This is a genomic window from Flavobacteriaceae bacterium (assembly GCA_014075215.1).
GTDB lineage: Bacteria > Bacteroidota > Bacteroidia > Flavobacteriales > Flavobacteriaceae > Polaribacter.
The window spans coordinates 749,026-771,817 of sequence record CP046177.1; the positions used below are offsets into that span (position 1 = coordinate 749,026).

A 22,792-nucleotide genomic window follows, 5' to 3' on the forward strand; every position below is an offset into this window, starting at 1 on the left:
GAGATAAATATTACAATGAACTCATTTAAACTTTTTGGATTTAAGCGAACATTAGAAGTTTTTAGGACTGTTGAAGGATTTTTTGAGTTGCATAGCAGCGCTACGGAAGGGAAAAAAGACAAAAACAGAGCGAAAAACAGTAATTTTTTAGCAAATTGAAAAAGTTTAAATGAGTTCAAATATTAAGGAAATATAATTTATGGCTGAAAGCAAAACAATGAGGCTTAACAAAGTGCTGAGGGAACTCAATATCTCTTTGGATAGAGCAGTAGAATACCTGGCTAAAAACGGACACGAAATAGAAGCCAGGCCTACTACTAAAATATCCGAAGAAACATATCAGGTCTTACTTGATGGCTTTGAAACAGACGCCAGTAAAAGAGCCGAATCTAAAGAAGTTGGTGAAGAAAAGAGGAAAGAAAAAGAAGCTATTAGGTTAGAATTAGAAGCCAAATTAGAACAAAAAAAAGCAGCTGAAGCTAAAAAAGAAGAAGTTTTTAAAGTTAAAACCGAAAAGTTAGCGTTTAAAAAGGTAGGTAAAATAGATTTAGAGCCTTCAAAAAAAACCAAAGAAACTCAGAAAAAAGAAAAAAAAACAACAACGGAAAAACCCGAACCTCCGAAAGAAAAACCTATTGCTAAAAAAACGGAACCGAGAAAAGAAACCAAAGACCCGGCAGTAGAGGAGAAAGCCGAACCGGAAACACTCAAAACACAATATAAAAAATTAGATGGGCCCAAATTAACCGGCAAAAAAATTGACCTGAAACAATTTGAAAAAGTCAATAAAAAACCGGAAGGTAAACCTGAAAAAACGGCTGCTAATGATGCCAATAAAAAGAAAAGAAGAAGAATAAGTAAACCAAGTGCACCAAATCAAGGTCAAAATAGAAGTGAAAATAGAGGGAATAAAGGAAGAGGAAGGCAACAGAGACCATCGGTTGCTCAAAAAGAAGAGTTAACAGAAGCAGAAATTCAAAAGCAGGTACGAGAGACGTTAGAGAAATTACAAGGAAAATCCTCTAAAGGAAAAGGAGCTAAATACCGCAGAGAAAAACGAGACGCACATCGCCAGCAATCAGAAGCAGATTTGCAGGCAGCAGAGGCGGAGAGCAAAGTATTAAAGGTAACCGAATTTGTAACCGTTAGTGAGATAGCAACTATGATGGACGTACCGGTTACAGATATTATCTCTGCCTGTATGTCTCTCGGAATGATGGTGACTATGAATCAACGCCTCGATGCGGAAACACTGACTATAGTTGCAGAAGAATTTAATTATACCGTTGAATTTATAGGTACAGAAGTAGAAGAAGCTATTTTTGAAGAACAAGATAAACCGGAAGAGCTAAAAAAACGCGCACCGATTATTACCGTAATGGGGCATGTGGATCACGGTAAAACATCGCTATTGGATTATATTCGAAAAGCAAATGTAATTGAAGGAGAATCAGGTGGAATTACACAGCATATAGGAGCCTACTCGGTATATGTAGGAGATGAAAAAATATCATTTTTAGACACTCCGGGTCACGAAGCTTTTACAGCTATGCGTGCACGTGGAGCACAGGTTACAGACTTGGTAATTATTGTCGTAGCTGCCGATGATGATGTAATGCCACAAACCAAAGAAGCCATTTCTCATGCACAGGCAGCAAGAGTTCCCATTATATTCGCTATCAATAAGATTGATAAGCCAAATGCAAACCCCGATAATGTAAAAACACAATTGTCCGGAATGAACCTGGTAATTGAAGAATGGGGAGGAAATATTCAATCACAAGATATTTCGGCAAAAACAGGGCAGGGAATAGAAGAACTACTGGAAAAAGTAGTGCTGGAAGCAGAAGTGTTGGAATTAAAAGCAAACCCCAATAAAAACGCTGTAGGCGCAGTTGTGGAAGCCCAACTGGATAAAGGAAGAGGATATGTTTCTACCCTTTTAGTGCAGTCAGGAACCATGAAAATAGGAGACTATATTCTGGCAGGAAAACACAGCGGAAAAGTACGGGCGATGTTCGATGATAAAGGAAATAGCCTAAAAGAAGCCGGCCCGTCAACACCGGTATCTATATTAGGCCTGGACGGAGCACCGCAGGCAGGAGATAAATTTAATGTATTTGACGATGAGCGCGAAGCAAAGCAAATTGCTACCAAACGCTCTCAATTACAAAGAGAACAATCCGTAAGAACTCAAAAAACACTGACTTTAGACGAGATCGGAAGGCGTATTGCATTAGGAGATTTTAAAGAATTGAATATCATCTTGAAAGGAGATGTAGACGGTTCTGTGGAGGCCCTGACAGATTCTTTCCAGAAACTGTCTACCGAAGAAATTCAAGTCAATATTTTGCACAAAGGAGTGGGTGCTATCACTGAATCGGACGTACTATTAGCATCTGCCTCCGATGCCATTATCGTAGGATTTAATGTACGCCCGCAAGGCAATGCAAAGACAGTTGCAGATAAAGAAGAAGTAGATATCCGGTTCTATTCGATTATCTATGATGCTATTAACGACCTAAAAGATGCAATGGAAGGAATGCTGTCTCCGGACATGAAAGAAGAAGTTACAGGAAATGTGGAAATCAGAGAAGTATATAAAATTTCCAAAGTCGGAAATATAGCAGGTTGTATGGTGATGAGCGGTAAAATTTTCAAAGATTCTAACGTGCGAATTATTAGAGACGGAATAGTAGTGCACGACGGTTCGTTAGTTTCATTGAAACGCTTTAAAGATGATGTAAAGGAAGTTGCTAAAGGATATGATTGTGGGCTTCAGGTCAAAGGATTTAATGATATCAAAGAAGGCGATACCATAGAAGCATATCAAGAAATAGCGGTTAAAAAGAAACTGAAATAAAGCCGTTTTTCATTTTTTTACCGGTAAACTTTACAACCTTCAAACTTGAAACGTTACCGCCCTATAGGAACAACAATAGCTCCCGAAAAAGAATCTTTAATAGCTAATAAAGCCCTGTCAGCTTCTAAGCGGGTTTTATAATTTCCCACTTGAATTTTCCACTCAGGAGACACATAAGTTACATAGGTTTTAATATTCGGGAACTTCGCCTTGAATTTAGCCTGCGTTCTTTTTACCCTGACTTCAAGGCCATTATATAACTGAATCCTATATCCTAATCCGTGCGTTTTATTGTACTCCCTTTTCTTTTGAATTAATTTTTGAATAAAATGATTACGATCTATGCTGTCCTGAGAATAGCCGGTAGCTATACCAAAGAATAACAAAGCGAATACCACAAAGTAAAAAGGCTTTCTTTTCATGGTAACTATTGAGATTACAAAAATAACGACTTGTGTTTTAATATATTGAAAATATAATTTATTTAGAATCATTATAAATTGTGATTTAACATTCCTTTGACATTTCAAAATAAAGACAGATGTAGTATTTTTGCACTGCTAATCGGACAACTGTTTTTGTAGCATATTTTGATTAGTATTTTGTATGAATTAAGATACTAAATTTAGTTTTTAAAATATGAAAAGTGTAGCACTACACAATCCAACAGCCAAGTTACTTCTCAACACATTCACATTCTTACTATTTTCTTTAAGCTTATCAATACAAGCACAAGATGCTGTAGATGAAACCAGACAAAAAGAAGGGAGAAAATTGTTCAAATCTTTATGTGTTTCTTGTCATAAGTTGGACAAAAAATTAATAGGCCCGGCCTTAGGAGGAGTTGAAGAAAGAAGGGAAAATGACTGGTTAAAAAAATGGATTCGCAACAATGTGGAGTTTCAAAAAGTCAATGCGAAAGCTGCTAAAGCGGCTGAATTTCACCCTTCGGTGATGACCCTCTTTCCTCAATTAACCGATCAGCAGATAGATGATATTTTATATTATACAACCGTTGGTGATCCTAAAAAAACGACTACTGCAGGAAATGTTCCAAGTGCTCCGGTACCGCAGGAAGCTCCCAAATGGTTAATTTATTTGCTGGCTGTTATAGTCATTTCTGCATTTTTAATCATTGCAAGCTTATTAAAAACGATCAGCGAATTAAAAGGAGCACCCAAAACACCCGGAATCGTTGGAAACTTACGGGAACTTTGGAGAGGAATTAAGGAAAATACATTCCTGCATGTAGTATTTACCATATTTATGCTATTCTTATCAGCCTATATTGCTTTCGGATTATTGTTCAAAGTCGGCGTAGATCAGGAATATCAGCCCATACAACCCATTGCATTCTCACACAAAATCCATGCGGGAGATAATAAGATAGATTGTCAATACTGCCACTCGTCTGCAAAGCACAGCAAAAATTCAGGAATCCCTTCGGGGAATATATGTATGAACTGTCATAAAAATATTTCCGAAGTAGCAGAAGATACGAAAATGGAATTTGATGGTATCATCTTAGGCAAAAAAGAATTGGACAAAGAAATTCAAAAATTATATAACGCTGTAGGGTGGGATCCCGAAAACTTAGTATATACGGGAGAAACAAAACCCATAAAATGGGTAAGAGTTCATAATTTACCGGATTTTTCTTACTTCAACCACGCACAACACGTAACCGTAGGAGGGCTGGAATGTCAGCAATGCCACGGCCCTGTAGAAAAAATGGATGAGTTGTATCAATACGCCCCGCTGACAATGGGTTGGTGTATCGACTGCCATAAAGAAACGAAAGTAGATCTGAAAGGAAATGCTTATTACGAGAAAATACATAAACAACTATCCGAAAAATACGGAGTGGATAAAGTAACCATAGCTCAATTAGGAGGTAAAGAATGTGGAAAATGTCATTATTAAGAGTTTTACTAGGGCGTGTTAACACTAAACGAGAATCATGGATTTTGAAGCAGTTTTTGCAGAACATAGCCGAGCTACGTTTAAAAAAACTAACGAAAAAAGGCAGAAAAAGAGCAAAAAAGACAATTTTTGGCTTAGTGTTAACACACCCTAATTGAAAGATTGAAAAATTAAAGAATTAAAAGATTGAAAGAAGCTGGTACCAGGAATTTTAATCTTTTAATCAAGTTAAAATAGTTAAATAACGAAAATGGCTTCAAACAAAAAATACTGGCAAAGTGTTGAAGAACTAAAAGACAGTTCTGTTGTTGAAACGCTAAAAGCAAAAGAATTTGTAGAAGAAATACCTACGGATGAATTTTTGGGTGATAAAGACACATTGGAAAAATCAGCTACATCCCGTAGAGATTTTTTGAAATATGTAGGTTTTACCACTGCTGCTGCTTCCCTGGCTGCCTGTGAAGGCCCGGTAAGAAAGGCAATTCCTTATGTGATGCAACCCAATGACCTGATTACAGGAGTTGCCGATTGGTATGCTACGACAATGGCCGACGGTTTTGATTTCGCAAATATACTGGTAAAAACCAGGGAAGGCCGCCCTATATTGGTAATGCCAAATAAAGATACTGGCGGAACCACCAATGCAAGAGTACAAGCATCCGTACTTTCTCTATATGACCATCAATTGCGCTTAAAAGAACCGACAAAAAAGGGTAAAGCTATTAGCTGGGCAGCAGCAGATACGGAAATTACAACAATATTAAACGAATTAAAAAACGCGAACGATCCGGTGGTGCTTTTAACAGGAACCATGGCAAGCCCGTCTACGGATAAAATCATTGCCGAGTTTATTGCTGCATACCCAAATGTAAAACACGTAGTATACGATGCGGTTTCAGAAAGCGGTACCTTAGACGCTTTTGAAGCAATATATGGCAAAAGAGCATTACCGGGCTACCATTTTGACAAAGCACAGACCATTGTCTCTTTCGGAGCAGATTTCTTAGGAGATTGGCAGGGAGGTTTTGAAAAAGGATATGCGGCAAGCAGAAATCCTGATTCCGACCACATGTCTTACCACATACAGTTTGAAGCAAACATGTCTTTAACAGGTGCAAATGCAGACAAGCGGGTGGTAACAAAACCATCGGATCAGGTATATGGCTTAATTAATTTATACAATAACATTACCGGATCGAGCCTGCCATCAAAAGAAACACCGAAAGATGCAGCCATAAAAGAAGCGGCAACAGCATTACAAAAAGCAGGATCCAGAGGAGTTGTTGTAACAGGATTGAACGACAAAAAAGCACAATTAGTTGCCATGGCAATTAACAAAGCATTGGGCAGTGAGATTATGGATGTTGCAAACCCAACCTACAACAGGCAAGGGAACGATTCGGAAGTAGCTCAGTTAGTTACGGACATGAAATGGGGAAAAATAGGCGGATTAATCGCTTATAATGTTGATCCTGTATACTCTTTAGCCTCTGCAAAAGACTTTTCGGAAGGGTTGGAAAAATTAAAACTTTCTGTCATTATATCAGAGCAAAACAATGCTACTGCAAATGCAGCAGGAATCCAATATGTATTGCCGGCCACTCATTTCCTGGAATCCTGGGGCGATGTTATGATAACCGAAGGACACTACGGATTGACACAACCCACTATTCAAAAATTATTTAATGCCAACCAGTTGCAGGGCATACTGTTAAAATGGTCGGGAAATACAACCAAGTATTACGACTATCTGAAAGCATTTTGGCAGGAAAATATTTTAGAAGGGCAATCCTGGAATAAAGCACTGCATGACGGCTTCTTTATAAAAACAGTAGCTAGCGATGTTAGTGAAAATATAACAGATATCGCAGCGGCAGTTACACAAATGACGACCTCAAAACCCGAAGGGTTCGAATTAAGTTTATATACGTCTACCGCTTTAGGTGATGGGAAACAAGCAAACAATCCCTGGCTACAGGAATTTCCCGATCCGATTACCAGAGCGTCCTGGGACAATTACCTGACCATGTCCATAGCAGACGCTGAAAAACTTGGCTTTACAAACCCGGTAAAAGATAACGGATCTATCAATGGAAATTATGCAAAACTTACCGTAAACGGAGTAACTGTTGAAAATATCCCTGTTATCATTCAACCCGGACAAGCAATAGGTTCGGTTGGATTGGCATTAGGATATGGTAGAAAAACAAACTTAAAAAAAGAAATGCAGGTAGGCGTAAATGCCTACAAATTATATGCAAACGGAAACAATGTTCAATACGGAGTAACTATTGAAAAAACCTCCGGACCTGTTCATGAGTTTGCATGTATTCAAATACAAAAAACCATCGCCGGGCGTCATGATATTTTAAAAGAAGTTTCCTTAAAAGACTATAACGATCACACTATAGATCCGAAACACACCTGGAACAAACCGGCAATGGTGTCGTATGACCATAAAGAAAAAGCGGCTAGCAAAGTAGATCTTTGGGATAAACACCCGAGAGAAATGGGTCATCATTTCAATTTATCTATTGATCTAAACTCATGTACGGGATGTGGAGCCTGTATCGTTGCTTGCCATGCAGAGAACAATGTGCCGGTTGTAGGAAAAGAAGAAGTAAGAGTAGGTAGAGACATGCACTGGTTGCGTATTGACCGCTATTACTCTTCGGAAATAGAAACCAGAGAAGAAGCATTAGATGCAGGAAAAAGAGGTGGAGAACTGTTTGAAGTACTCGAAAGATCTGCAGAAAACCCTACGGTTACTTTCCAACCCATGATGTGCCAGCACTGTAATCATGCTCCGTGTGAAACCGTTTGCCCGGTTGCAGCAACATCACATGGTCGTCAAGGGCAGAACCAAATGGCATATAACAGATGTGTAGGAACGAGATATTGTGCAAACAACTGTCCTTATAGAGTTCGCCGCTTCAATTGGTTCAACTATGCTGACAATGATGAATTCGATTTCAATATGAATAACGAATACGGTAAAATGGTGTTGAATCCGGATGTAGTTGTTCGTTCGAGAGGAGTTATGGAAAAATGCTCTATGTGTATCCAAATGACACAGGCTACTATTTTAAAAGCAAAAAAAGAAGGCAGAAAAGTAGAAACAGGAGCGTTTGCAACAGCATGTTCATCTGCGTGTACTACAGAGGCATTGACTTTTGGAGATGTAAATAACGAAGAAGAAGAAGTTACTAAGTTGGTCAAAGATAAAAGAGCATATCACGTGTTAGATTATCTGCAAACCAAACCCAATGTAGTGTATCAGGTAAAAGTTAGAAATACAAACGAGCGTTAATTAAAGGATTCGAAAAGTTGAAAAGTAAAGAACTTTACAACTACAGACTTGGAACTTCCAAACCAAAAAATAAAAAGTTAAAAGACATGAATTAAAGGGCAAAAGTAGCAAATCAAAATGATAAAAAGCTACTTTCAAACTTTTAACTTTCAAACAAAAAAATAAAATATGTCTCATTACGAAGCACCCATAAGAGAACCCTTAGTATTAGGTGATAAGAGTTACCACGACATTACCGAAGACATTGTAAAACCCATAGAAGGGAAAGCAAACAAAAACTGGTATATGGCATTTTATATTTCCTTAGCAGCAATGTTATGGGGGTTCGGATGTATCTTTTATACTATAGGAACAGGTATCGGAGTCTGGGGATTAAGTAAGAATATCGGTTGGGCATGGGATATCACTAACTTTGTATGGTGGGTAGGTATCGGGCACGCCGGAACGTTAATTTCTGCCGTATTGTTATTATTCCGTCAAAAATGGAGAACGGCTATCAACCGCTCCGCAGAAGCCATGACTATCTTTGCCGTTTTTCAGGCGGCATTGTTTCCTATTATCCATATGGGGCGTGTGTGGAATGCCTATTGGGTATTGCCCATTCCTAACCAATTCGGGTCTCTATGGGTAAACTTTAATTCGCCATTACTGTGGGATGTGTTCGCCATTTCAACTTATTTATCCGTATCATTGGTTTTCTGGTGGACGGGCTTACTACCCGATTTTGCCATGATCAGAGACAGAGCCGTAAAACCGTTCCAAAAGAAGATATACACCTTACTTTCATTCGGGTGGTCAGGCAGAGCAAAAGATTGGCAACGTTTTGAAGAAGTATCATTAGTATTAGCAGGTTTGGCAACACCACTAGTACTTTCAGTGCATACCATTGTATCGATGGACTTTGCCACATCTATCAATCCCGGATGGCATTCAACTATTTTTCCGCCTTATTTTGTAGCCGGAGCCATTTTCTCAGGATTTGCTATGGTACAAACGCTGTTAGGAATCATGCGTAAGGTAACGAATTTGGAGAACTATATCACACGTATTCATATTGAATACATGAATATTGTGATCATTTTAACGGGAGGTATTGTTGCCATAGCATATGCATCGGAATTTTTTATTGCCTGGTATACGGGGTCTCCTTATGAAGATTATACCTATATGTCTTTAGGTGCCGCAACAGGACCTTATGCCTGGGCATTTTGGTCATTGATTATTTTCAATATTGCCATTCCACAATTGTTGTGGATTAAAAAAATAAGAAGAAGTTTTATTTGGTCATTCATCATTTCCATTGCCATCAATATAGGAATGTGGTTCGAACGTTTTGATATCATTGCTATTGTGTTGAGTAAAGGGCATTTACCCTCTACTTGGTGGCGTTTTGAGCCCACTTTTGTAGATGTAGGAATATTTATAGGAACAATCGGTTTTTTCTTTGTATTGTTCTTGCTGTATGCCAGAACATTCCCAGTCATTGCACAGGCAGAAGTGAAAACGATTTTAAAATCATCAGGAGAGAAATTTAAAAAATTAAGAGACAATAAACATGAGTAGTAAAACAATTCACGCGTTGTACAACGATGATGAAGTTGTACTGGATGCTGTTAAAAAAGTAAAAGCAGCCAATTATCATATCGAAGAAGTGTTCTGTCCTTTTCCGGTACATGGTTTGGACAAAGCCCTAGGGCTAGCACCTACCAGAATGGCTATAACGTCTTTTATGTACGGAATTACAGGGTTGTCCATAGCCATCTGGATGACTAATTATGTAATGATTCAGGATTGGCCTCAGGATATCGGAGGAAAACCCAGTTTTAGCTGGTTTGAAAATATGCCGGCATTTGTGCCGATACTATTTGAATTAACAGTGTTTTTTGCAGCGCACTTAATGGTCATCACATTTTATATGAGAAGTAGAATATGGCCTTTTAAAAAAGCCGAAAACCCTGATCCGAGGACTACTGACGATCATTTTTTAATGCAAATACCCATTCATGATAATGAAGAAGAACTGATAGCCCTCCTAAAAGAGACATTGGCTGTAGAAATAAACATAGTAGAGACCCATTAATACCATGACCATGAAGAAGTGTTTAAAATATAGTATCGTTTTACTCTTTGTAGCAACCCTAATGGCCTGCTCAAATAAAAGAGTACCGCAAGTACAATACATGCCGGACATGTATGTGTCTGTGCCTTATAATACCAATGGTGCTTCGGGAATTGACGGAAGCCCTGTAAATATGAAGCCTGTTGCAGGAACCATTTCGAGAGGGAATACTCCATACGAGTATGCAGATACCAATGCAGACTACGAAAGGGCAAAACAAACACTGAAATCTCCTTTGGAAAAAAATGAAAAAAACCTGGAAAACGGAAAAAAAATGTATGCTATTTACTGTACATCCTGCCATGGGAAAAAAGGAGATGGAAACGGTGTCCTGTCACAAAGGGGTAAATTTGAAGGGATTCCAAATTATAAAGACAGAGATCTGACAGAAGGAAATATCTACCATGTGATCATATATGGGAAAAACTTAATGGGATCGCACGCATCACAGTTGACCGATAAAGAACGTTGGCAGGTAGTTCAGTATGTAGAACAATTGCGCAACGATTTATTAAAACAATAATACAACAGAAGAATAGAAAAATATGTATCAATTCTCAGGTAAAATAAAAATATCCTCCATTGCTTTAATTATTATAGGAGCATTAGGCGTTTCTTATAGTTTTTACGATGGGTTTTCTAAAACACATCAGGATGCAGAGCATGTTATCAGTGCCCAACAAAATGATGGGCATGGCGGCCACGGAAAAACGGCTGATGCCCATAAAGAAGATCACGATAAAAAAAACCATGAGGTAGCAACACCCCATCATGATAATGACGAGCATGAAGCACATGTAGCTCATGTATTGCATCAATTACACAACAGGCCTTGGGCAGCATTTTATGTGGCCCTGATCTTTTTTCTGGGAATTACTTTATTGGTATTAGCATTTTACGCATCGCAAAGAGTTGCACAGTCGGGTTGGTCAGTTGTTCTATTCAGGGTAATGGAAGCCATTACGGCAAATATAGTTCCCACATCTTTGATTATGGTGATTATGCTTATTGCTGCAGTAATGCACTGGAATCACCTGTTTGTATGGATGGGTGAAGGCGTTTTTGACAAAGGCAGCCCTAATTTTGACCCGATAGTATACGGAAAAAAGCTGTGGTTGAACACTCCCGGATGGGTCATTCGCGGAATTTTTTACCTGGCAGGATGGAATCTGTACCGGTGGTTTATCAGAAGAAATTCAATCAAAGAAGACACCGCTACCGATATCAAAACATATAAGAGAAATTATAATGTTTCCGTAGTATTTCTGGTGTTTTTTATGATCACCGAATCGATGATGACCTGGGATTGGATTATGGGACTGGACCCTCACTGGTTTTCCACATTGTTTGGGTGGTATGTATTAGCTACTCTGTTGGTAAGCGCACTAACCGTTATTGCGTTTGTTACCATTTACCTGAGATCTAAAGGGTATTTACCAAAAGTAAACGACAGTCATATTCACGATTTGGCAAAATTCATGTTTGGATTTAGTGTATTCTGGACCTATTTGTGGTTTGCACAATTTATGCTCATCTGGTATGCAAATATTCCTGAAGAGGGCACTTATTTTGCACTGCGTTTTGCCGAGTATAAACTGCCATTTTTAGCCATGTTGGTCATGAATTTTGTATTTCCGATTTTGCTGTTGATCAATAGCGATTATAAAAGCAAACCCTGGTTTGTTTTCATAGGAGGAATTGTCATATTAATCGGGCACTATACGGATGTGTTTATCATGATCATGCCTGCAACGGTAGGAGGACAGTGGTATATTGGAGTTCCCGAAATCAGTTCGATAGTATTCTTTTCAGGAATTTTCTTGTTTGCTACATTCAATGCATTTGCAAAGGTAAACCCTGTTGCAAAAGGAAATCCTTTCCTAAAAGAAAGCGAACAGTTTCACTATTACAATATTGAACACGAAGGAGAAGAAAATCATCATTAATACTAAAATAATTAAGACAAAATAATATGCTAGCTCTATTTTATATTTTTATAGGTGTTGCAATCGGGGTGAGTTTTTGGCAGATCACCAGAATTATGAATTTAAGAGAGGTGATTGCAACCGATAGAGATAATGATACTCAGGGAAAATTTTTTATCGTTTTTGGAGCATTTTTCTATGCAATGATGATATACTGCCTGATTGGTATGAACGTAATGATGCTTCCGGAATCTGCTTCCATAGAAGGAGAAAATGACGATTTATTATTCGATGTTTCATTTTGGCTGATAGGAATTGTGCAGTTTATTGTACAATTTTTAATTTTCTATTTCCCTTATAAATACAGAGGTAAAGAGGGTAAAAAAGCAAAATTTTATGTAGACAATCATAAACTGGAACTGATATGGACGGTCATTCCGGGGATCATAATCGTTGTCCTTATTGGCTTTGGAATTTATCAGTGGACAGATGTGATGTATATAGATGACGACGAAAACCCACTTGTTATTGAAGTATACGCCCAGCAGTTTAGATGGGATGCCCGTTATGCGGGAGCAGATAACACCTTGGGTTTTGGCAATATAAACTACATCAAAGGGATAAATACTATGGGAGTAAACATGTCTGATAAAAATTCCTGGGATGATAAACAGGTAACAGAATTACATTTGCCAAAAGGAAGAAAAATACTATTTAAATTCCGCTCCCAGGATGTCTTACACTCGGCCTACATGCCTCACTTTAAAGCTCAGATGAATTGCGTTCCGGGCATGGTTACTCAATTTGGTTTTACACCGAAATTTACCACCGAAGAAATGAGACAAAATAAAGAGGTGATAGCAAAAGTAAATAATATCAATAAAATACGTTCGGCCAAAGGAGAGGAGTTATATGAATTTGACTATCTGTTATTATGTAATAAAATTTGTGGTGCGTCTCATTATAATATGCAAATGAAAATCATAGTAGAAGAAGAAGAAGGTTTTAATAAGTGGCTGGCGGAACAACCCACTTTAGCAGAAGTAATTAAATAATATAAGTATCTGGATTTTAGAGTATTGAGAATTAAGATGAACAATTCAAATACCTAAATCGACAATTAAACAAATAAGGTATAGATCATGTCAGAGCATCATCATAAAGAAACATTCGTAACAAAATACATATTTAGTCAGGATCATAAAATGATTTCCAAACAGTTTTTAATAACGGGTATGTTTATGGGAGTCATCGGAGTATTTATGTCTATGCTATTTCGTTTACAGTTGGCGTGGCCGGAGAAATCATTTACCATTATAGAGGCATTTTTAGGGCCTCATCAAACAGATGGAATCATGAGCCCGGATATGTACTTGGCATTGGTTACCATACACGGTACCATCATGGTCTTTTTTGTGCTAACAGCAGGGTTAAGCGGAACTTTCTCTAATTTATTAATTCCTTTGCAAATCGGAGCAAGAGATATGGCTTCCGGTTTCTTAAACCTGATTTCTTACTGGCTATTCTTTATTTCAAGCGTAGTCATGGTCATTTCATTATTTGTAGAGGCAGGCCCGGCATCGGCAGGGTGGACTATCTACCCTCCGCTAAGTGCTTTACCACAAGCAATCCCAGGGTCCGGAGCCGGTATGACCCTGTGGTTGGTATCTATGGCTATTTTTATTGCTTCCTCGTTAATCGGATCTTTAAACTATATCGTAACCGTATTTAATTTGAGAACCAAAGGAATGAAAATGACAAGATTGCCGCTAACTATATGGGCATTCCTTATTACTGCAGTGATTGGTGTAGTTTCCTTTCCGGTGTTATTATCAGCGGCATTGCTATTGATTTTTGACAGAAGTTTTGGCACCTCGTTTTTCCTGTCAGATATATTTATTAGCGGCGAAGTGCTACATTATCAGGGAGGATCGCCTGTGTTATTTGAACATTTATTTTGGTTCCTGGGACACCCGGAAGTATATATTGTACTATTACCGGCATTAGGAATTACCTCCGAAATTATTGCGACCAACTCCAGAAAACCCATTTTCGGATATAGAGCTATGGTTGGCTCCATTCTGGCAATTGCATTTTTATCAACAATCGTTTGGGGACATCATATGTTTGTTTCGGGAATGAATCCGTTTCTAGGCTCCGTATTTACGTTTACAACCGTATTGATTGCCATTCCTTCGGCAGTAAAAGCATTTAATTATATCACCACACTTTGGAAAGGAAACCTGCAGTTAAACCCTGCTATGTTGTTTTCAATCGGACTGGTATCAACATTTGTTTCCGGAGGGCTGACGGGACTGATTCTGGGAGATTCCGCTTTGGATATTAACATTCATGATACGTATTTCGTCGTAGCACATTTTCATCTGGTAATGGGAGTGTCCGCTATTTTCGGAATGTATGCCGGTATATATCATTGGTTCCCTAAAATGTACGGTAGAATGATGAATAAAGCCATGGGGTATTGGCATTTCTGGATTACTATTATATGCGCTTACGGAGTATTTTTCCCGATGCATTTTATCGGCTTGGCAGGATTGCCACGAAGATATTATACAAACACCGCATTTCCGTTATTTGACGATACTGCAAATGTAAATGTAGTCATTACCCTATTCGCTTTGATCGGAGGAGCAGCCCAGTTAATATTCTTAGCCAATTTCTTTATTTCAATATACAGAGGACAGAAAGCTACAAAAAACCCATGGAGATCCAATACGTTGGAATGGACGGCTCCGGTAGCACATATACATGGTAACTGGCCGGGAAAAATTCCGGAAGTACATCGCTGGGCCTATGACTACAGTAAAAAAACAGACCCCGAAGATGACAATAGTGATTATTTGCACGGAGAAGATTTTATTTCTCAGATTGTTCCGCTAAAAGAAGGTGAAGAACCATCTTAAGAACATACGGAAAAATACCATAAAAAGCCTTTCCTTTTGAGAAGGCTTTTGGTATTAAATATCTAGGAGACCTTTGCAGGATTGATTTGACAAAAAAGTTCGATGCCCGAAGAAAATTTTCAACCGGAATAACCTGTTGGTTTTGAGGATTTAAAATTTTCGAGAAGGAAGAAATTTGAAGTCAAATCAATTTCAATACGGAATATATCATTATTTTGCAAAGGTCTCTAGTATATTTGTATTATGAACAAACATCTGAAGCCGGATAATGAACAATACTCAAGTGAGGAGTTAGATATTGAAAAAAAATTACGCCCGTTTTCATTTGATGACTTTACAGGGCAGGAACAGGCCATAGAAAATTTAAAGATTTTTGTAGCTGCTGCCAATCAAAGAGAAGAAGCTCTGGATCATACATTATTTCACGGGCCTCCGGGATTAGGAAAAACCACCTTAGCACATATTTTGGCCAACGAGTTACATGTTGGAATCAAAATAACTTCGGGCCCTGTACTGGATAAACCGGGAGACTTAGCGGGCTTACTAACAAATCTTGACGAAAGGGACGTCTTGTTTATTGATGAAATTCATCGATTAAGCCCCATTGTAGAAGAATATTTATATTCTGCAATGGAAGACTATAAGATTGACATCATGATTGAGTCCGGCCCAAATGCGAGAACCGTTCAAATTAATTTGGAACCTTTTACACTGGTTGGTGCTACCACACGTTCAGGATTGTTAACAGCACCAATGAGAGCGCGTTTTGGAATCAGCAGCCGATTGAATTACTATACAAAAGAACTATTAACAACCATTATTCAAAGAAGTGCTGCCATTTTAAAAGTACCTCTTTCTATGGAAGCAGCTATTGAAATTGCAGGAAGAAGCAGAGGAACTCCAAGAATTGCAAATGCTTTATTGAGAAGAGTGCGAGATTTTGCCCAGATAAAAGGAGACGGTAATATTACGATTAAAATAGCCAAATATGCATTGCAGGCACTGCAAGTAGATGCATATGGGCTTGACGAAATGGATAATAAGATTTTAAATACCATTATAGATAAGTTTAAAGGAGGGCCGGTAGGCATAAGTACACTGGCTACTGCCGTTGGAGAAAACGGAGAGACCATCGAAGAGGTATATGAGCCCTTTTTAATACAGGAAGGGTTTATTATGAGAACTCCAAGAGGGAGAGAAGTTACGGAATTGGCCTATAAGCACCTGAATAAAACCAAAGGGAGAAATCAAGGTGAATTGTTTTAAGTATGAATATTAAAAGATTGATCCCTATTCTGGAGTGGTTGCCCAACTATAATATATCTCGGTTTAGAGGAGATCTTATAGCGGGAATCACTGTAGGAATCATTCTGATTCCGCAAGGAATAGCATATGCTTTGATTGCAGGGTTACCACCTGTTTACGGATTGTACTGTGCGCTGGCACCACAAGTAATGTATGCTATCTTTGGCTCATCAAGACAAGTGGCTATTGGCCCGGTAGCAATGGACTCTTTAATTGTAGCAACGGGAGTTTCTACGCTGGCACTTACAGGATCTGACAGTTATATAGCCATCGCCATATTATTAGCACTTATAGTGGGCAGTATTCAGTTTTTAATGGGCGTTTTGCGATTAGGCTTTATTGTCAACTTTTTATCTAAGCCTGTCATTACAGGATTTACATCGGCAGTTGCGTTAATTATCGGATTAAATCAATTTAGAAATCTGTTTGGGGTTGATTTTATTCAAAGCCACCAAATACAATATTTGTTAATTGATTTTTGGAATAAGTACTTGAATATAAATGTAAATACAACCGTTATCGGGTTGCTCTCTGCAATTGTCATCCTGTATTTCAGAAAAATAGATAAGAGAATCCCCAATGCCCTGATTGTAGCAGCCGTAGGAATTTTGATTATGCGTTATTTCGGAAATCAATTAAATGACGTTGCTATTATAGAACATATTCCTTCAGGATTGCCTTCTTTTTCCATACCTCAAATTGACACGGATATCATAAGAGAACTGATGCCAATAGTACTCACATTAGTTATGGTAGGCTATTTGGAAACCATGACTATCGGAAAATCTTTAGAGCCGAAGCAAGATGAATACAGGATACGACCTAATCAGGAACTTATCGCTTTGGGTTTGGCAAATATGGTAGGTTCACTTTTTAAAGCATACCCCGTAACATCGAGCTTTTCCAGATCGGCTATCAATCAGGAGTCAGGGGCTACAACGGGAATGGCATCTCTGATTTCGGTAGCAATGATACTAATTACCGTATTGTTTTTAACACCGTTATTTTATCATCTTCCCAAAACAGTACTGGCAGCGATTATTATGGTTGCGGTTTTTGGGCTCGTAAATATAAAAGAAGCCATCTTTTTATTTAAAGCAAACAATCTGGATTTCTGGTTATTGGTAGCCACATTTTTTTCAACATTGACATTAGGAATTGAATACGGCATTATGACAGGAGTGGGCTTGTCATTAATTATTTTAATATACAGAACATCCAGGCCTTATATTGCCGAATTGGGGAAAGTGCCGGATTCGGATTTTTATAGAAATAAAATGAGATTTTCGGATGTGATTTTAGATAATGAAATACTGGCATTTAGATTTGATGCTCAAATATTTTATGCCAATGCAGCTTATTTTAGAGATCATTTGGATATGATGGCAGAAAAAAAAGGAAATGCATTAAAATTAATTGTGTTAGATGCGGAAAGTATTAACAGGGTAGACAGTACCGGTATTGAAATGCTGATAGAAAGAATCAAATACTATCAAAAAAAAGGCATTTTATTTTATTTTGCAGGAGTAAAAGGGCCTGTTAGAGATGATCTTTTTAGAGGAGGTATTTTAAAAATCATAGATATTAATCATTTTTTTATGAGGGTAAACGGAGCGGTTAATTTTTATAAAACAGGAGATAGAGAACATCAAAAAAAATACGCAAATTATATACACCAGGCATATAAATAAATTACAGACAATGAATATCCAACAAATATATACGGGTTGTTTGGCACAGGGGGCTTATTATTTGGAAAGCAAGGGGGAGGCTGTCATTATTGATCCGTTACGGGAAGTACAAGATTATATAGACAGAGCAGCGAAAGACCATGCAAAAATTAAGTATATTTTTGAAACCCATTTCCATGCCGATTTTGTAAGCGGACATCTCACTTTGGCTGAAAAAACAGGAGCAACAATCGTTTTTGGGCCTAATGCAGATACAACATTTATAGCACATATTGCAGAAGATAATGAAGAGTTTACAATAGGAGATATTACTATCAAGGCAATTCATACTCCGGGGCATACCATGGAAAGTACTACGTATCTGGTAAAAGATGAAAGCGGAAAAGACTATGCCATTTTTAGCGGAGACACCTTGTTTTTAGGAGATGTCGGCAGGCCGGATTTGGCACAGAAAAGCAATGTCAGTCAAGAAGATTTGGCAGGGATTTTATTCGATAGTTTACGCAATAAACTGATGCCTCTGGCGGACGATGTAATTGTGTATCCGGCACACGGGGCAGGGTCTTCTTGTGGGAAAAACCTAAGTAAAGAAACGGTAGGCACACTGGGAGATCAGAAGAAAACCAATTATGCGCTTAGAGAAGATATGACGAAAGAAGAGTTTATAAAAGAAGTAACAAAAGGCTTATTGCCACCCCCTGCATATTTTCCTTTAAATGTAAAACTAAATAAAGAAGGCTATTTTTCCGTAGAAGATGTTATTAAAAAAGCAAACGTAGCATTATCGACAAAAGAATTTGAAACCATCGCAAACGAGACAAATGCTGTTGTAATAGATGTGAGGCACCAACGGGAATTTATTAACGGATTTATTCCTCAATCTGTTTTTATTGGTCTAGGAGGAACTTTTGCCCCGTGGGCAGGAGCATTGATTAAAGACATTAAGCAACCGATTTTACTGATAACCCCGGAAGGGAAAGAAAAAGAAACGATCACACGTTTATCCAGGGTTGGTTTTGATAATGTATTAGGATATCTTGAAGGAGGTTTTGATGCATGGAAAAAAGAAGGAAAAGAAACGGATACGCTGTTATCCGTAAGCGCAAAAATGCTTGAGCAAAAAATACGTGAAAATGCACTTGTTTTTGATGTGAGAAAACCCGGAGAATATGCAGATGAGCATATAGCGGATGTATCAAATACTCCATTGGATTATTTCAATGACCATATAGCGGATTTTCCTGTAAACAGGGAATTTTATGTATACTGTGCAGGAGGATATCGTTCGGTAATTGCCGCCTCCATATTAAAAGCCAGGGGATTTCATAATGTCATTGATGTAGCAGGAGGATATGCCGCCATAAAAAAGACAGCTATTAAAAGAGTATATGCTGTTTAGTGATATCAATTCAAATACTTACATTTACATAAATGTAACGTAGATGGATTTTTGGGCTAAAATTTCTAATATCGTCCTCCGAAACAGATACTTAGTTCTTTTTTTTATAGCACTGATAACGGCTTTTTTGATAAGCCAAATAAAGTATATGAGATTTTCTTATACGGAAGCGAATTTATTTCCGGAAAATCATGAAGTGAATATTCATTATAACCAATTTTTGGAAATTTTCGGAGAAGAAGGAAATCTTATTCTTTTAGCGGTAAAAGACTCCACTCTTTTTACACCTGCAAAATTTAATCATTGGAATGCATTAGTCAAATCATTCGACTCTTTGGAAGAAGTCGATTTTTCATTATCCGTAGCTGATATTAAAAAACTAAAAGCAGATAGAAAAAACAAAAAATTTATTCTGGAATCTCTTTTTGACAGCTTACCGGGAACTACCCAAGAAATCGAAACCATAAAAAATCAGATTTTTGAAAAGCTTCCTTTTTATGAACATATTTTATTCAATAAGGAAACCGAAACCATACAAACAGCCATTTATCTCGATAAAGAAATTGTAAATACAGCTATCAGAAGAGATTTTATTTACAATATATTAATTCCAAGAATAGCCGCCTTTGAAAAAGAAAATAACCTGGATGTAAGAATCTCCGGAATGCCCTATATTCGTACCGTAAATTCTCAGAATATTGTTGATGAAATAGGATTATTTGTAGGAGGTGCTTTATTCATTACAGCACTGATTTTCTTTTTCTTTTTTCGATCTTTCAGAGCCACCTTTATAACACTTCTGGTGGTGTTAATCGGAGTTACCTGGGCCTTTGGTTTTACGGGACTGTTAAGATATGAACTGACCGTATTAATAGCGTTAATTCCGCCTCTGATTATTGTTATTGGTGTTCCTAATGCCGTCTTTTTAATTAATAAATATCAACAAGAAATAAAAAAGCACGGCCGACAGGCAAAAGCATTGCAACGTGTTATTTCCAAAATAGGCAATGCCACTTTAATGACGAATCTAACGACAGCGTCCGGGTTTGCAACCTTTGTTTTTGTAAAAAGTCAATTGCTAAGAGAGTTTGGAATCTTAGCTTCTATAAACATCATTAGCATTTTTATTCTGGCCTTAATGATCATCCCTATCCTTTATAGTTTTATGCCTCTGCCAAAGAAAAAGCATTTAAGCCATCTCGAAAAAAGATGGATGGAAGGCGTTGTCAATTGGATGGAGAAAATGGTTAAGGAGCAGCGAGAAGTCATATATATCAGCACGGTTATTGTCATTATTTTAGGGATCATTGGCGTATATCAAATAAGAGTATCCGGAAGTTTAATTGAAGATATGCCCAAGGGCAAAGAGTTTTACAAAGACATTAAGTTTTTCGAAAGCGAATTTGGTGGCATATTACCTCTTGAAATTTTAATAGATACTAAAAAAAACAAGGGCGTGATGAGACTTTCTACACTCAAAAAAATAGAAAAAATAAATGAGGTGATAGCCACTTTTCCTGAGCTGTCAAAACCAATATCCATTGTAAATTTAGTCAAATATTCCAAACAAGCATATTATAAAGGAAATCCTAAATATTATCAGTTGCCTACATCACAGGAACAAAGTTATATTTTGGCGTATGCTAAAAATTCCGAAAGCGATACAAAAATGCTGAAGAACTTTGTAGACACTACAGAGAGGTATGCAAGAATTACCACTTTTATGAAAGATATCGGAACCGGAAAAATGGATGCCATTCAAAATCGATTAAAACAAGTAATTGATAAGGAATTCCCTCCGGAACGATACACCGTCCGTCTAACAGGGAAAGCATTGATCTTTTTAAAAGGAACCCATTATTTAATCACAAATCTTGTTTTTTCTCTATCGCTGGCCATTCTTTTAATTTCCATTTTCATGGCATGGATGTTCAGATCCTTTAGAATGATTTTAATTTCTATTATTCCCAATGTGCTTCCATTATTGATTACTGCAGGGTTAATGGGATTCTTTGACATTCCGATCAAACCATCCACCATCCTTGTCTTTAGTATTGCTTTTGGAATTTCCGTAGATGACACCATACATTTCCTTGCCAAATACAGACAAGAACTAATTGCGAACAACTGGAAAATCAGAAAATCGGTATATGCAGCATTACGAGAGACAGGAGTCAGTATGTTTTATACCTCTGTTGTTCTATTTTTTGGGTTTTTAATATTTACGGTTTCCAGTTTCGGAGGAACCATAGCATTAGGAGGGTTGGTTTCCATAACTTTATTACTGGCAATGATTTCTAATTTATTACTGCTCCCTTCATTGTTACTTACTTTTGAAAATAAAATAGCCAATGAGAAAGTTTTCAAAGAACCTCCTATCAAAATCCTACCTCCAAAAGAAAGGAAATAAGATGATATGTTGTTTAAAGTTTGAAAGTTGTAAAGTATAAACTAAACGCAACGGCTTATAACAAGAGACCTTTGCAAAAAAGTGATGTATTCCGTATTGAAATTGATTTGGCTTCAAATTTCTTCCTTCTCGAAAATTTTAAATCCTCAAAACTAATAGGTTATTCCGGTTGAAAATGTTCTTCGGGCGTCGAACTTTTTCGCCAAATCAATTTTGCAAAGGTCTCTTTTGTTTAATGAATAAAGTTAGAGAGGTAATTGCATACAGACATTACTTTGAGGAATTTTTGCTTAATCAGTTTGTTAAGGTTCAAGACAAAATCTATAAAATCATTGAGATTATTGAAACTTATGAGAGAGTTCCGTCAAATTATTTAAAAGCTTTAACAGGAACAAATGGTCTGTATGAAGCTCGCATAAAATTAAGTTCAAACATTTGGCGAGTTTTTTGCTTCTTTGATAAAGGTAAACTTGTGATTTTATTTAACGGATTTCAAAAGAAAACTCAAAAAACACCTCGAAAAGAAATCAACAAAACACTTCGTTTAATGAGACAATATTATGAGGATAAAAACAAATGACATGGAAATTAAATCTTGGAAAGACATAAAGGATGGTGTTTACGGGAAAAGAGGAACTGAACGCAGAGATCAACTTGATAGAGATTTTGAATCATTTAAAATTGGAATTTTATTACGTAAAGCAAGGGAAGAAAAAAATCTCACTCAAGAGCAACTCGGGGAATTGGTTGACAAAAAACGGACTTATATTTCGAGAGTTGAGAATAATGGAAGTAATTTAACCTTAAAAACCTTATATAACATTGTAGAAAAGGGTCTTGGAGGGAAAGTAAATATATCAATCGAAGTATAAAAAGTACGTGTTACAACATGGTGTATAAAAAATTGCTGCCTTTTTCCGGTT

The 22,792-nt window shown here is 37.3% G+C and carries 17 protein-coding genes; 16 read left to right on the top strand and 1 reads right to left on the bottom strand.

Going from position 1 to position 22,792, the window contains the following annotated elements; all coding sequences use genetic code 11:
• Positions 1-15: 15 nt before the first annotated feature.
• Together GKR88_03770 and infB are read left to right on the top strand one after the other, a co-directional pair.
• Positions 16-159 carry a hypothetical protein gene (locus GKR88_03770; GenBank protein ID QMU63476.1) on the top strand — a complete coding sequence of 48 codons (144 nt, stop codon included), beginning with the start codon at positions 16-18 and terminating at the stop codon, positions 157-159.
• 40 nt (positions 160-199) lie between these two features.
• Complete coding sequence (infB, locus tag GKR88_03775) at positions 200-2,863, top strand: translation initiation factor IF-2 (protein QMU63477.1); 2,664 nt, start codon at positions 200-202, stop codon at positions 2,861-2,863.
• 53 nt (positions 2,864-2,916) lie between these two features.
• Here infB and GKR88_03780 read toward each other — a convergent pair whose 3' ends face one another.
• A complete protein-coding gene (locus tag GKR88_03780; protein ID QMU63478.1) occupies positions 2,917-3,357 on the bottom strand; it encodes an SPOR domain-containing protein in 441 nt (146 codons plus the stop codon).
• 145 nt (positions 3,358-3,502) lie between these two features.
• On the opposite strand from GKR88_03780, the gene GKR88_03785 reads away from it, so the two are divergent.
• The 14 genes from GKR88_03785 (at position 3,503) to GKR88_03850 (ending at position 22,741) form a co-directional block, all read left to right on the top strand.
• Positions 3,503-4,786, top strand: a complete 1,284-nt coding sequence (locus tag GKR88_03785) for a c-type cytochrome (GenBank protein ID QMU63479.1) — start codon at positions 3,503-3,505, stop codon at positions 4,784-4,786.
• Between the two features lie 250 nt (positions 4,787-5,036).
• Positions 5,037-8,096 (top strand): 4Fe-4S dicluster domain-containing protein, encoded by a 3,060-nt coding sequence (locus GKR88_03790; protein ID QMU63480.1) that lies wholly within the window; start codon positions 5,037-5,039, stop codon positions 8,094-8,096.
• Between the two features lie 168 nt (positions 8,097-8,264).
• Positions 8,265-9,659: a hydrogenase gene (locus GKR88_03795; GenBank protein QMU63481.1), complete on the top strand. Its 1,395-nt coding sequence runs from the start codon at positions 8,265-8,267 to the stop codon at positions 9,657-9,659.
• On the top strand, positions 9,652-10,176 hold the full coding sequence (locus tag GKR88_03800; GenBank protein QMU63482.1) for a DUF3341 domain-containing protein: 525 nt from the start codon (positions 9,652-9,654) through the stop codon (positions 10,174-10,176). Before GKR88_03795 ends, GKR88_03800 begins: the two co-directional genes overlap by 8 nt.
• 100 nt (positions 10,177-10,276) lie before the next feature.
• Positions 10,277-10,738 carry a c-type cytochrome gene (locus tag GKR88_03805; GenBank protein ID QMU66635.1) on the top strand — a complete coding sequence of 154 codons (462 nt, stop codon included), beginning with the start codon at positions 10,277-10,279 and terminating at the stop codon, positions 10,736-10,738.
• A 22-nt stretch (positions 10,739-10,760) separates the two neighbouring features.
• Positions 10,761-12,161: a quinol:cytochrome C oxidoreductase gene (locus GKR88_03810; GenBank protein ID QMU63483.1), complete on the top strand. Its 1,401-nt coding sequence runs from the start codon at positions 10,761-10,763 to the stop codon at positions 12,159-12,161.
• A 26-nt stretch (positions 12,162-12,187) separates the two neighbouring features.
• On the top strand, positions 12,188-13,195 hold the full coding sequence (locus GKR88_03815) for a cytochrome c oxidase subunit II (GenBank protein QMU63484.1): 1,008 nt from the start codon (positions 12,188-12,190) through the stop codon (positions 13,193-13,195).
• Positions 13,196-13,282: 87 nt separating this feature from the next.
• Positions 13,283-15,064: a cytochrome c oxidase subunit I gene (locus GKR88_03820; protein QMU63485.1), complete on the top strand. Its 1,782-nt coding sequence runs from the start codon at positions 13,283-13,285 to the stop codon at positions 15,062-15,064.
• A gap of 243 nt (positions 15,065-15,307) precedes the next feature.
• Complete coding sequence (gene ruvB, locus GKR88_03825) at positions 15,308-16,330, top strand: Holliday junction branch migration DNA helicase RuvB (GenBank protein ID QMU63486.1); 1,023 nt, start codon at positions 15,308-15,310, stop codon at positions 16,328-16,330.
• A 2-nt stretch (positions 16,331-16,332) separates the two neighbouring features.
• Positions 16,333-18,060 carry a sulfate permease gene (sulP, locus tag GKR88_03830; GenBank protein ID QMU63487.1) on the top strand — a complete coding sequence of 576 codons (1,728 nt, stop codon included), beginning with the start codon at positions 16,333-16,335 and terminating at the stop codon, positions 18,058-18,060.
• Between the two features lie 10 nt (positions 18,061-18,070).
• Positions 18,071-19,459 (top strand): MBL fold metallo-hydrolase, encoded by a 1,389-nt coding sequence (locus GKR88_03835; protein ID QMU63488.1) that lies wholly within the window; start codon positions 18,071-18,073, stop codon positions 19,457-19,459.
• 43 nt (positions 19,460-19,502) lie between these two features.
• Complete coding sequence (locus GKR88_03840; GenBank protein ID QMU63489.1) at positions 19,503-21,869, top strand: MMPL family transporter; 2,367 nt, start codon at positions 19,503-19,505, stop codon at positions 21,867-21,869.
• 235 nt (positions 21,870-22,104) lie between these two features.
• Positions 22,105-22,449, top strand: coding sequence for a type II toxin-antitoxin system RelE/ParE family toxin (locus tag GKR88_03845; protein QMU63490.1), 345 nt, complete (start codon positions 22,105-22,107; stop codon positions 22,447-22,449).
• Between the two features lies 1 nt (position 22,450).
• Positions 22,451-22,741: a helix-turn-helix domain-containing protein gene (locus GKR88_03850; GenBank protein QMU63491.1), complete on the top strand. Its 291-nt coding sequence runs from the start codon at positions 22,451-22,453 to the stop codon at positions 22,739-22,741.
• The last annotated feature ends 51 nt before the right edge of the window (positions 22,742-22,792 follow it).

What these genes read in the sequence shown, in the direction of transcription:
- GKR88_03770 (QMU63476.1), top strand. Translation starts at nt 16, where the DNA reads ATGAACTCATTTAAACTTTTTGGATTTAAGCGAACATTAGAAGTTTTT.
- infB (QMU63477.1), top strand. Translation starts at nt 200, where the DNA reads ATGGCTGAAAGCAAAACAATGAGGCTTAACAAAGTGCTGAGGGAACTC.
- GKR88_03780 (QMU63478.1), bottom strand. Translation starts at nt 3,357, where the DNA reads ATGATTCTAAATAAATTATATTTTCAATATATTAAAACACAAGTCGTT.
- GKR88_03785 (QMU63479.1), top strand. Translation starts at nt 3,503, where the DNA reads ATGAAAAGTGTAGCACTACACAATCCAACAGCCAAGTTACTTCTCAAC.
- GKR88_03790 (QMU63480.1), top strand. Translation starts at nt 5,037, where the DNA reads ATGGCTTCAAACAAAAAATACTGGCAAAGTGTTGAAGAACTAAAAGAC.
- GKR88_03795 (QMU63481.1), top strand. Translation starts at nt 8,265, where the DNA reads ATGTCTCATTACGAAGCACCCATAAGAGAACCCTTAGTATTAGGTGAT.
- GKR88_03800 (QMU63482.1), top strand. Translation starts at nt 9,652, where the DNA reads ATGAGTAGTAAAACAATTCACGCGTTGTACAACGATGATGAAGTTGTA.
- GKR88_03805 (QMU66635.1), top strand. Translation starts at nt 10,277, where the DNA reads ATGCCGGACATGTATGTGTCTGTGCCTTATAATACCAATGGTGCTTCG.
- GKR88_03810 (QMU63483.1), top strand. Translation starts at nt 10,761, where the DNA reads ATGTATCAATTCTCAGGTAAAATAAAAATATCCTCCATTGCTTTAATT.
- GKR88_03815 (QMU63484.1), top strand. Translation starts at nt 12,188, where the DNA reads ATGCTAGCTCTATTTTATATTTTTATAGGTGTTGCAATCGGGGTGAGT.
- GKR88_03820 (QMU63485.1), top strand. Translation starts at nt 13,283, where the DNA reads ATGTCAGAGCATCATCATAAAGAAACATTCGTAACAAAATACATATTT.
- ruvB (QMU63486.1), top strand. Translation starts at nt 15,308, where the DNA reads ATGAACAAACATCTGAAGCCGGATAATGAACAATACTCAAGTGAGGAG.
- sulP (QMU63487.1), top strand. Translation starts at nt 16,333, where the DNA reads ATGAATATTAAAAGATTGATCCCTATTCTGGAGTGGTTGCCCAACTAT.
- GKR88_03835 (QMU63488.1), top strand. Translation starts at nt 18,071, where the DNA reads ATGAATATCCAACAAATATATACGGGTTGTTTGGCACAGGGGGCTTAT.
- GKR88_03840 (QMU63489.1), top strand. Translation starts at nt 19,503, where the DNA reads ATGGATTTTTGGGCTAAAATTTCTAATATCGTCCTCCGAAACAGATAC.
- GKR88_03845 (QMU63490.1), top strand. Translation starts at nt 22,105, where the DNA reads ATGAATAAAGTTAGAGAGGTAATTGCATACAGACATTACTTTGAGGAA.
- GKR88_03850 (QMU63491.1), top strand. Translation starts at nt 22,451, where the DNA reads ATGGAAATTAAATCTTGGAAAGACATAAAGGATGGTGTTTACGGGAAA.